The organism is Actinomycetospora sp. C-140 (genome assembly GCF_054796175.1).
On record NZ_JBTWNF010000008.1, the window covers coordinates 137110 to 150338 of the forward strand.

A 13229-nucleotide genomic window follows, 5' to 3' on the forward strand; every position below is an offset into this window, starting at 1 on the left:
GGCGACGCTGGCGACGAGCGGTCTTCGATCGAAGCCCACGGACGTGTCGACGTCCGGAGGCCACTACCGAGGACCGGCCGGCGCGCGGGCGTCCCGGGTGCGCGGGCGGCGGCGGTGGGGCCGGATGTGGGTGCGCACGCCGCCGCGCCGACCGGCGTCTGTGCCGACCGGCGCGGGGCGTGCGCGGGGTTCAGGGGTGCCTCGTCAGCTGGGTCAGCGACGCAGCCCCAGCCGCTCGATCAGCGAGCGGTAGCGGGCCACGTCGACGGAGGCGACGTACTTGAGCAGGCGACGACGACGGCCCACCAGCAGCAGGAGCCCGCGGCGGGAGTGGTGGTCGTGCTTGTGCATCTTGAGGTGTTCGGTGAGCCGCACGATGCGCTGCGTCAGCAGCGCGACCTGCGCCTCGGGCGACCCGGTGTCGGACTCGTGCACGCCGTACTCGGCGAGGGTCGCCTTCTTCTGCTCGGTGGTCAGTGCCACGGGGGTGGTGCTCCTCGTCTGCTTCGTCGGTGCCGTGAGATCGGGCGGCACCCACCGCGACCCGGAAGTCGGTGGTGGCGGGCGACGCACGCTCGCGGGGGTCGGGCTCTCGTTCTCTCCTGCCCGGGTCCACCCGTCGTCCGGCCACCACGGACCGCAGCCGGACGAATCAAGGACCAGTGTACCGGTGCACGAGCGGGCGCCTCGGGCGGGCCGTCCGGGGTGTCAGCCCTGGTCAGCGGCGCGGCGCAGCAGCCCCGCCAGCGACGGGAACCCGCCGTCGAGCGTGTCGGCGGCCCGCGCCAGCTCGTCGGGGTCGGCCACGGTGCGCAGGAGCTCGTAGGAGTCCGCCGACCGGGGCGCGGGCGGCCCGGAGCGGGGCTGGCTCGCCCGGACCTCGGCGAGCAGGCGGCCGACGTCCGTCGGCCCGTCGCCGGCGAGGATCCGCTGCTCGAGCAGCACGAGGCGGCCCAGCACCGCCGGGGTCCCGATCTTGACCCGCCGCGCGCTGATCAGCTGCGAGAGCATCGCCGAGCTCAGCCCCAGCGTCTCGGCGAGCACCGCCTGGGAGATGTCGAGGGCGCCGAGGAGCCGGCGCAGGCGGTCACCGAGCGGCTCGCCGTAGAAGCGGCGCTGCAGCTCGCGGTTGCGCCGCACGGCGTCGGAGTCCCGCGGGCCGTCACCCACCGCCGCCCTCCCGTCCGCCCGGAACCCCCGCCCGCGGCGATGGTGGCACCGGCGTCGCGGCGGTGGTGGCCGTTCGGGAGGATCGGCCCTAGATCTCGAGCACCTCGCGGGTGCGGGCGACGTCGCCGTCCATGGCGGCGATGAGCTCCTCGATCGAGTCGAAGCGGTCCATCCCCCGCAGGCGCTCGACGAAGTCGACGGCGACCCGGGCGCCGTAGAGGTCCTCCTCGGTGTCGAGCACGAACGCCTCGACGGTGCGCACGCGACCGGAGAACGTCGGGTTGGTGCCGACCGACGTCGCCGCGGGGCGCCGGCTCCCCCGGTGGTGGAACCAGCAGGCGTACACCCCGTCGGCGGGGATCGCGTCGTGCTCGCCGAGCTCGAGGTTGGCGGTCGGGTAGCCCAGCTCGCGCCCTCGCTGGTCGCCGCGCACCACCACCCCCTCGAGGCGGTGGGGCCGGCCGAGCGCCTCGGCCGCGGCGCGGACGTCGCCCGCCGCGATGCTGGCGCGGATGTAGGTCGAGGAGAAGGTCACCGACGAGCCGGCGGGCGAGGAGGGTTCGGCGACGAGGTCGACGCCCTCGGCGGCGAACCCGAACCGCTCGCCCAGCCGCTCGAGCTCGGCGACGTCACCGGCGGCGCGGTAGCCGAACGTGAAGTTGCGCCCGACGACCACCATCGCCGCGTGCAGGCGGTCGACGAGCAGCGTGTGCACGAACTCGTCGGGCGCGACGCGGGCCAGGTCGGGGGTGAAGGGCAGCACCCAGAAGGCGTCGATCCCGAGCTCGGCGACGAGCTCCGCGCGGCGGGTCAGCGACGTCAGCCGCGGCGGGTGGGTGCCGGGGCGCAGCACCGAGGCCGGGTGCGGGTCGAAGGTGATCAGCACGACGGGCAGGCCCAGCACCTTCCCGTGCTCCACGGCCCGCGCGATGAGCTGCTGATGGCCGCGGTGCACGCCGTCGAACACGCCGATCGTCACGACGCACCGACCCCAGCCCGACGGCACCCCGTCGAGTCCCCGCCAGCGTTGCACGGCGCGGAGCCTACGGGCGGTGCCCGCTCTCACGCCGTGTCGGAGGGGGCGCCGTCACCCGGCCGTCGTGATCGCCACACGAGGAGTGTCGCGGGGGCCCGTCGCCGGGTCGCCAGGCCTCCGCACGCCGCACCGCGCCCGGACCCGTACGTCGCAGGGCGACGCGAGGAGGCCGCACGTACTTCGGTTTCCGAAGCATCGTGGCGCCCGCTGCGGCCTGCCCCGAGGCGTCCGGACGTCCAGCCACGTGACTCACGCCGCCGGACAGAGCACCTCACGCCGGGGCGAGGACGAGCACCGGGCGCGCCGCGCCGCGGTCGTCGGCGACGAGACCGACGACGTGCCCGTCGGGCCCGAACACACCGATCGTGCCGGCGCAGCCGCCGGCGGGCAGCGGACGCCCGTGGGCGAGACCGGCGGCCTCGTCGGCGTCGGCGTCACGACGCGGGAAAGCGGTGGCGACGGCCGCGTCGAGGTCGAGCGAGAGCGACGCGCGGCCGTGCTCGGACTCCTCGCCGGCCAGGGTCTCGATCGTGCGGGCGTGGGCCAGCGTGAACGGCCCGACCCGGGTGCGCCGCAGCGCGGTGAGGTGCCCGCCGACGCCCAGCGCGGCGCCGAGGTCGCGGGCCAGCGCCCGGACGTAGGTGCCCGACGAGCAGTCGACGAGGACGTCGAGGTCGCGGAACGGCCCGTCGGTCCGGGCGGCGAGCACGTCGAACCGGTCGACCGTCACCGGGCGGGCCTCGAGCTGCACGTCCTCCCCCGCCCGGGCGCGCTCGTAGGCGCGGCGGCCGTCGACCTTGATCGCCGAGACGCTGCTCGGGACCTGCGCGATCTCGCCGGTCAGCGCCGCGATGCCCTCGGCGATCGCCTCCTCGGTGAGCCCGCTCGCGTCCGCCGGCGCGCCGACGGGCTCGCCCTCGGCGTCGTCGGTGCCGGTCGCGAGGCCGAGGCGGATCGTGGCCAGGTAGCTCTTGGTGTCGAGCGCGAGGTGGCCGAGCAGCTTCGTCGCCCGCTCCACCCCGAGCACGAGCACCCCGGTGGCCATCGGGTCGAGCGTGCCCGCGTGCCCGACCTTGCGGGTGCCGACGAGGCGGCGGGAGCGCCCGACCACGTCGTGCGACGTCCACCCGGCGGGCTTGTCGACCACCAGCAGCCCCGGCGGCGGGGGCTCGCGCCGTTCGCGGCGAGCACCGGGAGCACCTCGACCACGACCGGACACGGCCGCCCATGATGCCTGCCACCGCCACCCGGCCCGTCACCGTCCCGCCAGGCATGCTGGGGACGTGACCACCCCGACGCGCACCGACGTCCTCGTCGTGGGCGCCGGCCCCGCCGGCTCGGCCGCCGCGGCCTGGGCCGCCGACGCCGGCCACGACGTCGTCCTCGCCGACGCCGCGGTGTTCCCGCGCGACAAGGCGTGCGGGGACGGGCTGACCCCGCGCGCCATCGCCGAGCTGACCCACCTCGGCCTCGGCGAGTGGGTCCGCGGGCGGGGCACGAACCGGGGCCTGCGCGCCGCGGGCTTCGGCCAGCTGCTGGAGCTGCCGTGGCCGGGCGGGTCGCTCCCCGCCCACGGCGGGGCCGTCGCGCGCACGGAGCTCGACGACCGCATCAGGACCGCGGCGCTCGAGCGGGGCGCGCAGCCGGTGGAGGGCGCCCGCGCGGTCGACGTCGAGCGCAACGGCGACGGGGTCTCCGGTGTGGTGTTCGACGGACCCGACGGTCCGGCGACGATCTCCTGCCGCCGCCTGGTCGTGGCCGACGGGGCGCGCTCGACGCTGGGTCGCGTGCTCGGGCGCGAGTGGCACCGCGACACCGCCTACGGCGTCGCCGCCCGTGGCTACGTCCGCTCGGGCCGGCACGACGACGAGTGGATCTCGTCGCACCTGGAGCTGCGGGGCGCCGACGACGAGGTGCTCTCGGGGTACGGCTGGGTGTTCCCGCTGCACGACGGGCACGTCAACATCGGCGTCGGGACCCTCGCGACGGAGGCCCGGCCCGCCAACGTGCGGCTGCGCTCGCTGATCGCGCACTACGCGCAGCAGCGCCGCGACGACTGGCGCCTCGACGGCGAGGTGCGCGACGTCGCCTCCGCCCTGCTGCCGATGGGCGGCGCGGTGTCGGGCGTGGCGGGCCGCAACTGGGCGCTCGTGGGCGACGCCGCCGGGCTCGTCAACCCGCTCAACGGCGAGGGCATCGACTACGGCCTGGAGAGCGGGCGGACCGTCGCGGGCCTGCTGGGCGAGGACGACCTCTCGCTCGCCTGGCCGGCGACGCTGCGGGCCCACTACGGCTCGGCGTTCTCGATCGCGCGCCGTCTCGCGAAGCTCCTCACAATGCCCCGGCTGCTGCCGATCGCCGGCCCTGTGGGCATGCGCTCGCGCGCGCTGATGACGGTGGCCCTGCGGGTGATGGGCAACCTGGTGACCGACGAGGACGCCGACCTCGTGGCCCGCGCCTGGCGGGTGGCCGGCCGCGCCTCGCTGCGCGCCGACGAGCGCCCGCCCTTCCCCGCCGCCGACCTGCGCGCCCCCGTGGCCGCGAGCTGACTCAGCCACAGGCTCGCCAGCTCGCCCGGTCCGGCTCTGACGGCGGTCGCGCCCGGGGGATCGCCACGACCGGTTCGCGCGGGCGCGGGACGTCCTCGAGCCCGTGACGCCAGACCGGCGTGACCGCGAGCCACGGCGTCGTCCCCGGCGGACCCGCGTAGGGCACGGCGAGCCAGCCCGAGGTCGTGGCCGTGAGCGGATCGCCGGTCCAGGCCAGCACGAGGTGGCGGAGCTCCGCCGGGTCGTCGTCGCCCACCCCGAGCAGCCACGTCTGGCCCGGCTGGTGGTCGAGGTCGGGCTCGTAGCTCGCGGCGTTGTCCTGCGCGGCTCGGCGCCGCACGTCGCTCGCGACCTCCCAGCGCGTGGCGTCCCAGCTCCCGGGGAACTTCATCACCAGGACCTCGAGCGACTCGACGTGCAGGACCAGCGCGTGTTCCTCGAGCGCGATGACGACGTCGCGTGCCGCCCACGTCCGGGCGTCCTCGCGGAGCAGCAGCGTGCGGATGTTCTCCGCCGCCGTGATGCCCAGCGACATCGCCGTGTCGCCCGCGACCGCGGGGTCGTACCGGTCGACGTTGTGCTCCCAGACGCGGGCGACGGTGCGCTCGAGCAGATCGGCGAGCCCCGACGCGCGCAACCGCACCAGCACGTCGTCGAGCCAGTCGGCCACCTGCTCGTCCCCGGCGATGGAGGTCATGGAGCCATGGCACCACCGACCCCCGACAACGCCTCCTACGTGTCGATCACCCTGCGGACGAAGGCCGCCTTCGCGTCGCCGTAGGCCTCGCGGTCGTCGGGGTGGTCGGCGACCGCACGGTCCTTGACCGCGGCGTACTCGGCCCGCAGGCCGTCGTCGGCCCGCAGGCGGTCGCGGAAGGCGAGCTGCTCCGCCCACCGGTCCCGTGCCGGCGGCATGAGGTGCAGGTGCGCCAGTCGCGTCCGTTCCGTCGCGTCCACCCGCACGAGGAACCAGCGCCACGGCCGGCGGTCGAGGTCCCGCGGCACGAGCTTCCACCCTGCCGCGTCCGCAGCGCTCCCGACCGCGACCACCGCGGACGCCGGGTCGTCGGCGACGGCCTGGAGGTCGACGATCGGCTTGGCGCGCAGCCCGGGGACCGACGTCGACCCGACGTGCTCGATCCGGCTCGCCAGCCATCCGTCGAAGAGCGCCGCCACCTCCGAGGCGAACTGTTGCGCGAGATCCGCCCACGCCGGGTCGTGCTCGACGAGCCGGACCGTCTCCGTCGCCCATGCCGGCAGGTCCTCGTCCACGCGGCCCACCTTGCCCGCTCGAGCCGCCGCCGGGCCGCCGCCGGGCCGCCCTCGAACAGCGGAGACGTCAGTCCCGCAGCGACTCGTGCACGGCGCGCGCGTCGTCGTCGAGGTGCCGGCCCGGGATCTGCGCGAGCGACCAGGGCCCCGCACCGACGTCCAGGACACCGGCGATGCGGTCCATGAGCTCGTCGGCCTCGGCGGCCGTGGCGATGACGCCGATGCGCAGCTCCCAGAGCTCCGGCTCGGTCACCACGACGTGCTCGCCATCAGCGGCTCGAAGCGGCGGTAGGCCTCGAGGTCGCGGAAGTGGCGGCGGTAGAGCTCGCCGCCGCCGGGCACGGGCGCGACGTCGACCAGGCGCACGAGCGTGGTCACCACGGTCTCGCCGAGCGGGTTCACGACGCTCGTCTCCCGGCTCCGGGCGTGCGTGAGGGCCGCCGCGCGGGCCTCGGCCTCGCTCGCGGCGGGGAACACGGCGACGTCCTCGCGGTACACGGCCTGGAAGTCCGGCGCGTCGCTCGTCGCGCGGAACACCAGGATGGCCACCCACGGCTCCGTTGCGGTCACGCGATCGACGATCACAGCTGCCGCGCGGCGCGTCGTCAGGGTTTCCCCTCAGGGCGACCCCGAACTCACGTCCCCGTGACGGCCCAGGCGTCGCTGCGCACCCGCACGCCGACGGCCACCGCCCGCGCGAGGATGAACAGCGCCAGGCCGGCCCAGATGCCGAGCAGGCCCCACCCGAGGACGAGCGACAGCCAGATCGTCGGGAGGAACGCGCCGAGCGCCGACCCCACGGTGATGCGCCGGAGGTACGCGGCGTCGCCGGCGCCGAGGAGCACGCCGTCGAGCGCGAACACGTACGCGGCCACGGGCTGGAGCGCGACGAAGAACCACCACGCCTCCGGGACGACGTCGCGGACGGCCGGGTCCGGCGTGAACACCCCGGGCAGGACCCCGGCGGTCGCCGCGAACACCACACCCGCCAGGCACCCCAGCACGAGGCCGTAGCGCGTCACGCGCCCGGCCACGCCCCGGGCCGTCGCCACCGACGCCGCGCCCAGGGCCGCGCCGACCAGCGACTGCGCCGCGATGGCCAGGGCGTCCAGCACGGTGACCATGAACATCCACAGCTGCAGCACGATCTGGTGCGCCGCGACGGACGGGGCGCCGAAGCGGGCCGCGACGGCCGTCGCCGAGAGGAAGCACGCCTGGAACGCGGCGCTGCGCAGGAGCAGGTCGCGCCCCAGTCCGAACTGCGCGCGCACGTCGGCGACGACGGGCCGCAGGGACACCCGCTCGCGGGCCAGCGCCCCCACGAACAGCACGCCCACCGTCGCCTGCGCGACGACGTTGGCCCAGGCCGAACCCTCGAGGCCCAGGCGCGGGAGGGGCCCGACCCCGTACACGAGCAACGGGCACAGCACCGCGGAGAACCCGTTGCCCGCGAGCACGATGACGATCGGCCGTCGGGTGTCCTGCACCCCGCGCATCCAGCCGTGCCCGGCGAGGGCCACGAGGATGCCGGGCGCGCCGAACACCGCGATCCGCAGCCACGACGTCGCCGCGGCGGCCACCGCTCCCCCGCCGCCGAGCACGTCGCCCAGCCACGGGGCGAGCGTCCAGCCCCCGACCACCACCAGCACGCCGACGCCGAGGGCGATCCACGTGGCGGCCACGCCCTCGCGCACGGCGGCCGCCCGGTCGCCGGCGCCGTGGTGGCGGGCCGCGCGGGCCGTCGTGCCGTAGGCGAGGAACGTCCCGAGGCTCGCGACCTGCGCCAGCACGATGCCGCCGACCGCGAGTCCCGCCAGCGGGATGGCGCCGAGGTGGCCGACGACCGCGGTGTCGACGAGCAGGTAGAGCGGCTCGGCGACGAGGACCACGAGCGCCGACGAGGCGAGCGCGAGGACACGCCGGGCGCCGGGCTCGTCGTCCGGGCGCGCCACGTCCCGCGAGCGAGCGTGTGGCATCACGGGCACTCAGTGTCTGCGGGGGCCCACCGCCGACGCGCGCTCACCCCAGCAGCGGCGCGTCGGCGAGGGCGCGGCGGACGCGGTCGAGGATCGCGGGGGCGTCGCCGTCGAGCGTGAACCCGGACGCCACGCGGTGGCCGCCGCCGCCGAGCGCGGACGCCGCCGCGGCGACGTCGAGGCGGCCCTTGGACCGCATGTTGGCGGTCCACCGGTGCGCGCCCACCTGCTTGAGGACGACCGCCACCTCCGCCTCGGCGGTCGTGCGCAGCACGTCGATGACGCTCTCGATCTCCTCCTGGCGCCCGGTCGAGGTGTGGTCGCGGGTCACCAGCGCGTGCACGAGCCCCAGCCCGCGCGCCTCGCCGACCTCCAGACGCGCGGTGGCCAGCACCGCCGAGAGCATCGACAGCCACGAGAACGGGTGCGTGTCGAGCAGGGGCCGGGTGACGGCCTCGGCGTCGACGCCGGCGACGAGCAGGCGCGCGGCCATGGCGTGGGTGTCCGGCGACGCGGCCCGGAAGTTGCGGGTGTCGGTGACCAGCCCGGCGTAGAGGCAGCGGGCGGTCGGGAGGTCGACGGGCGCGCCGATGGCGTCGAGCAGGTGCAGCACCATCACCGCGGTGGCCTCGGCGCGCGGGTCGACGTAGTAGTAGGTGCCGAAGCCCGAGTTCGAGATGTGGTGGTCGATCACCAGCGTCGTCCCCGCGGTGTCCGCCCGGTCGGCGAGCGGGCCGAGACGGTCGACGCTGCCGGTGTCGAGCACCACGAGCAGCTCGGGGACGTGCACGACCCGGTGGTGGGGCACGACGAGCCCGGCGACGTCGAGGTCGCGCAGCGACTCCGCCGGGTGCTCGGGCGCCCCGAACGACACCTGGACGTGCGCGCCGCGGCGGTGCAGCGCGAGCCCGAGGGCCAGCGCGCTGCCGAGCGCGTCCGCGTCGGGGTTGACGTGCGCGAGCAGCACCACCTGGCGGGCGTCGGTCAGGAGGCCGACCGCGTCCTCGAGCGGGATGGGACGGCTGCCCGTCTCGCCGCGTCTCGGTTCCGCCGCCACCATGGCTGCTGCGCTCCCCTCGTGTCCGCGCCCCGAGGGAGAGCGTCGACGTCTCGACGGTGACCGTACGGAGTCGCCGTCAGCCCGTCGACCGCACCCCGTCACGGTCCGCGGCGGATCCCGGCTCCGGACCGTCGTGCTCGTCGCCGACCGGGACGTCGTCGAGATCCTCCGGATCATCGAGGTCGTCGTCCTCGCGCGGCTTGCGGTACGGGTCGGCCTCGCCCGCGTAGGAGGCGCCGACGGCGAGGGTGGCCACCTCCGCGTCCGCCTGCCGGACGCCCTCGAGCAGCTCGTCGAGCCGCGCGGCGCCCTCGGGCACCGCGTCCGGGACGAACGCGAGCGACGGCGTGAACCGCACACCGGTCTGGCGGCCGACGGCGGTGCGCAGCACGCCCCGGGCGCTGGCCAGGGCGGCGGCGGACCCGGCCTGCTCGGCCTCGCCGCCGTAGACGGTGTAGTAGACCGTCGCCTCGCGCAGGTCGGCGGTCACCCGGGTGTCGGTGATCGTCACCATCGCCAGGCGCGGGTCCTTGACCTCGTGCTCGAGCGTCGAGGCGACGATCTGGGAGATCCGCTTGGCGAGCCTGCGGGCCCGTGGCGCGTCGGCCATGGCGGGCACTCCTTCTCGTGAAACAGGGGTGTCAGTCGTCGTGCGGACCCAGCCAGCGGGTCCGCGCGGAGAGCACCTGGAACTCGGGGTGGGCGGCCACCAGGCGCTCGCAGTGGTCGAGCACGTCGGTGACGTGCTCGGGGTCGGCCGCCACCGCCGCGACCCCGATGAGGGCGCGGCGGTGCAGGTCGAGGTGACCAGCCTCGGCGACCGACACCGCGTACTTCCGCTTCAGCTCGGCGACGACGGGTCGCACCACGGAGCGCTTCTCCTTGATGGACCCGACGTCACCGAGCAGCAGGTCGAGCTCGAGGGCGCCGACGTACATCCGTCAGCGCCCCCGGGCGGACATGACCGTCACTCGCGGGGCTTCTCCCGCATCTCGTAGGTCATGATCTTGTCGTCGACCTTGATGTCGTTGAACGACCCGAGCGTCAGACCGCACTCGTAGCCGTCGCGGACCTCGGTGGCGTCGTCCTTGAACCTCTTGAGCGAGTTGATCGTGAGGTTCTCGGCGACGACCGCACCGTCGCGGACCAGGCGCGCCTTGGCGTTGCGCCGGATGATCCCGTCGGTGACCAGGCAGCCGGCGATCGAGCCGACGCGCGAGGAGCGGAAGACCTCGCGCACCTCCGCGGTGCCGAGCTCCACCTCCTCGTAGATCGGCTTGAGCATGCCCTTGAGGGCCTGCTCGATCTCGTCGATCGCCTGGTAGATCACCGAGTAGTAGCGGATGTCGATGCCCTCGCGGGTGGCCAGCTCCGTGGCCTTGCCCTCGGCCCGGACGTTGAAGCCCAGGACGATGACGTCGGAGGCGATCGCGAGGTTGATGTCGCCCTCGGTGATCGCACCGACGCCGCGGTGCAGCACCCGCAGCTGGACCTCCTCGCCCACGTCGATCTTCATGAGCGCGTCCTCGAGAGCCTCGACGGTTCCCGAGTTGTCACCCTTGATGATCAGGTTGAGCTCGTTGGTCTCCTTCAGCGCCGCGTCGAGGTCCTCGAGGGACACGCGCTTGCGGCGCGAGGCCAGCTGGGCGTTGCGCTCGCGGGCACGGCGGCGGTCGGCGATCTGGCGCGCCACCCGGTCCTCGTCGACGACGAGGAAGGTGTCGCCGGCGCCCGGCACCGACGTGAAGCCGATGACCTGCACCGGACGGGAGGGCAGCGCCTCCTTCACGTCCTCGCCGAACTCGTCGAGCATCCGTCGCACACGGCCCGACGCGTCGCCCGCGACGACGGAGTCGCCGACCCGCAGCGTGCCGCGCTGGACCAGCACCGTGGCCACCGGGCCGCGGCCGCGGTCGAGGTGCGCCTCGATCGCGACACCCTGGGCCTCCATGTCCGGGTTGGCCCGGAGGTCCAGGGAGGCGTCCGCGGTGAGCAGGACGGCCTCGAGCAGCCCCTCGATGTTGATGTTCTGGCGGGCCGAGATGTCGACGAACATGGTCTCGCCGCCGTACTCCTCGGCCACCAGCCCGTACTCGGTGAGCTGCTGGCGGATCTTCTGAGGGTTGGCGCCCTCCTTGTCGATCTTGTTGACCGCCACCACGATCGGCACGTCGGCCGCCTGCGCGTGGTTGATCGCCTCGATCGTCTGGGGCATCACGCCGTCGTCGGCCGCGACCACGATCACCGCGATGTCCGTGGACTTCGCCCCGCGGGCACGCATGGCGGTGAACGCCTCGTGACCCGGGGTGTCGATGAAGGTGATCTTCCGGTCGACGCCCTCGAGCTCGGTGTCGACCTGGTAGGCGCCGATGTGCTGGGTGATGCCGCCGGCCTCGGCCTCGGCCACCTTCGTCTTGCGGATGGTGTCCAGCAGGCGCGTCTTGCCGTGGTCGACGTGACCCATGACCGTGACGACCGGCGGGCGGGCCTCGAGGTCCTCGTCGCCGCCCTCGTCGGAGCCGTAGCTGATCGAGAACGACTCGAGCAGCTCGCGGTCCTCCTCCTCGGGGGAGACGACCTGGACGTCGTAGTTCATCTCGCCGCCGAGCAGCTCGAGGACGTCGTCGGACACCGACTGGGTGGCCGTGACCATCTCACCGAGGTGGAACAGCACCTGCACGAGCGAGGCCGGGTTCGCGTCGATCTTCTCGGCGAAGTCGGTCAGCGAGGCGCCGCGGGGCAGCCGGACGGTCTCGCCCTTGCCCTTCGGCAGGCGGACGCCGCCGACCGACGGCGCCTGCATGTTGTCGAACTCCTGGCGCTTCTGCCGCTTCGACTTGCGACCACGGCGCGCGGGACCACCGGGACGCCCGAAGGCACCCGCGGCACCGCCGCCACGACCACGGCCACCGGGACCGCCGGGACGACCGCCGCCACCGCGGAAACCGCCGCCGGCCGGGGCGCCGCCACCACCGGGGGGACCCCCGGGACGACCGCCGCCACCGGGACCGCCACGGCCGCCGCCGGGGCCACCACGGCCACCGCCGGGACCGCCACGGCCGCCGCCGGGACCGCCGGGGCCACCGCGTCCGGGCGGACCGGACGGGCGGGACGGCATCATCCCGGGGTTGGGACGCGGGGGCATGTTGCCCGGCGAGGCACCGCCGGTGCCGCCGGGACGTGGCGGGCGCTCACCGCTCGCCGCGGCCGGACGCTCGCCGTCGCGAGGCGGGCGGGGCGCCGGGGCCTCGCCGTCACGCGGCGGCCGCGGGCCGCCCTGACCGCCGCCCTGACCCTGGCCGGGCTGCTGCGGACGCTGCGGGCGCGGCGGGGCGCCGGACCCGACCCCGAAGGGGTTGTTGCCGACGCGGGGCGCCTTCGGCCCCGGCTTGGGGGCCTGGGGACGGGGTGCGACGGTCGCGTCGCCCGCACCGCCCTGGTCGTCGGCCGCGGCGGCCGGCCGCTGCTGCGGTCCGGGCCGCGGGGCGCCGCCCTGGCCGCCCTGACCGCCGCCCTGACGCTGGTCGCCACCCCGCTCGCCACCGCGCTCGGCGCCGGGCCGCGGGATGCCGCCGGAACGCTGACGGTCGCCGCCGGGGCGGGGACGGTCGCCACCGGGCCGGGGCGCCTGGGGCGCCGCCGTACCGGACTGGCCGCCGTCGGACGCGCTCTCGGCCGGCGCCGACGGGGCGGCCGGCGCGGACGCGGACGCCGCGGCCGGCGCGGACTGGTCCTGCCCGTCGCCGGGACGGGCGCCGGGACGCGGGCCGGGACGCGGGGCGCCACCGGACGAGCCCGAGCCACCGGCACCGTTGCCGCCGCCGGACGGGGCGGCACCAGGACGCGGGCCGGGACGCGGGGCACCGCCGGACGAGCCGGACGGGCTCGACGACGGACCCGGACGCGGGACGCCGCCGCCCGGACGCGCGCCGGACGAGGCGCCGGGACGGGGTCCGCGGCCGGAGCCGTTGCCGCCGCCGGACATGGAGTCGCGCAGCTTGCGCGCGACGGGGGCCTCCACCGTCGAGGACGCCGACTTGACGAACTCGCCGAGGGACTCCAACTGCGTGAGTACCTGCTTGCTGGTGACGCCGAGCTCCTTCGCGAGCTCGTGCACCCGGGCCTTTCCTGCCACTGATCTCCTCATTCTCGAGGTCAGCGGGGGG

The 13229-nt window shown here is 75.6% G+C and carries 14 protein-coding genes; 1 reads left to right on the plus strand and 13 read right to left on the minus strand.

Features of this window, described 5'->3' with window-relative positions:
• Positions 1–213: 213 nt before the first annotated feature.
• The 4 genes from rpsO to truB form a co-directional block, all read right to left on the minus strand.
• Positions 214–483: a 30S ribosomal protein S15 gene (gene rpsO, locus ACR9E3_RS15260; RefSeq protein ID WP_285649546.1), complete on the minus strand. Its 270-nt coding sequence runs from the start codon at positions 481–483 to the stop codon at positions 214–216.
• A gap of 225 nt (positions 484–708) precedes the next feature.
• Entirely contained in the window at positions 709–1170 is a 462-nt protein-coding gene (locus ACR9E3_RS15265) for a helix-turn-helix domain-containing protein (protein WP_460381143.1), read from the minus strand.
• A gap of 88 nt (positions 1171–1258) precedes the next feature.
• Positions 1259–2203 carry a bifunctional riboflavin kinase/FAD synthetase gene (locus ACR9E3_RS15270; protein WP_460381144.1) on the minus strand — a complete coding sequence of 315 codons (945 nt, stop codon included), beginning with the start codon at positions 2201–2203 and terminating at the stop codon, positions 1259–1261.
• Between the two features lie 274 nt (positions 2204–2477).
• Entirely contained in the window at positions 2478–3425 is a 948-nt protein-coding gene (gene truB, locus ACR9E3_RS15275) for a tRNA pseudouridine(55) synthase TruB (protein ID WP_460381145.1), read from the minus strand.
• A gap of 64 nt (positions 3426–3489) precedes the next feature.
• On the opposite strand from truB, the gene ACR9E3_RS15280 reads away from it, so the two are divergent.
• On the plus strand, positions 3490–4755 hold the full coding sequence (locus ACR9E3_RS15280) for a geranylgeranyl reductase family protein (RefSeq protein WP_460381146.1): 1266 nt from the start codon (positions 3490–3492) through the stop codon (positions 4753–4755).
• Between the two features lies 1 nt (position 4756).
• On the opposite strand, the gene ACR9E3_RS15285 is transcribed toward ACR9E3_RS15280, so the two are convergent.
• The 9 genes from ACR9E3_RS15285 to infB form a co-directional block, all read right to left on the minus strand.
• The gene (locus tag ACR9E3_RS15285; protein WP_460381147.1) at positions 4757–5452 is read right to left on the minus strand and encodes a hypothetical protein; all 696 of its coding nucleotides are present in this window, start codon (positions 5450–5452) and stop codon (positions 4757–4759) included.
• A gap of 35 nt (positions 5453–5487) precedes the next feature.
• The gene (locus ACR9E3_RS15290) at positions 5488–6027 is read right to left on the minus strand and encodes a GrpB family protein (protein ID WP_460381148.1); all 540 of its coding nucleotides are present in this window, start codon (positions 6025–6027) and stop codon (positions 5488–5490) included.
• Between the two features lie 67 nt (positions 6028–6094).
• Positions 6095–6280 carry a hypothetical protein gene (locus ACR9E3_RS15295; RefSeq protein ID WP_460381149.1) on the minus strand — a complete coding sequence of 62 codons (186 nt, stop codon included), beginning with the start codon at positions 6278–6280 and terminating at the stop codon, positions 6095–6097.
• The gene (locus tag ACR9E3_RS15300; RefSeq protein WP_460381150.1) at positions 6277–6597 is read right to left on the minus strand and encodes a DUF4288 domain-containing protein; all 321 of its coding nucleotides are present in this window, start codon (positions 6595–6597) and stop codon (positions 6277–6279) included. Before ACR9E3_RS15300 ends, ACR9E3_RS15295 begins: the two co-directional genes overlap by 4 nt.
• Before the next feature lie 65 nt (positions 6598–6662).
• A complete protein-coding gene (locus ACR9E3_RS15305; RefSeq protein WP_460381284.1) occupies positions 6663–8003 on the minus strand; it encodes an MATE family efflux transporter in 1341 nt (446 codons plus the stop codon).
• 43 nt (positions 8004–8046) lie between these two features.
• Complete coding sequence (locus ACR9E3_RS15310; RefSeq protein ID WP_285649528.1) at positions 8047–9063, minus strand: DHH family phosphoesterase; 1017 nt, start codon at positions 9061–9063, stop codon at positions 8047–8049.
• Positions 9064–9139: 76 nt separating this feature from the next.
• Complete coding sequence (rbfA, locus tag ACR9E3_RS15315; RefSeq protein ID WP_460381151.1) at positions 9140–9673, minus strand: 30S ribosome-binding factor RbfA; 534 nt, start codon at positions 9671–9673, stop codon at positions 9140–9142.
• A gap of 31 nt (positions 9674–9704) precedes the next feature.
• Positions 9705–10001 (minus strand): DUF503 domain-containing protein, encoded by a 297-nt coding sequence (locus ACR9E3_RS15320; protein ID WP_460381152.1) that lies wholly within the window; start codon positions 9999–10001, stop codon positions 9705–9707.
• A gap of 29 nt (positions 10002–10030) precedes the next feature.
• A complete protein-coding gene (infB, locus tag ACR9E3_RS15325; protein WP_460381153.1) occupies positions 10031–13198 on the minus strand; it encodes a translation initiation factor IF-2 in 3168 nt (1055 codons plus the stop codon).
• Positions 13199–13229: the final 31 nt, after the last annotated feature.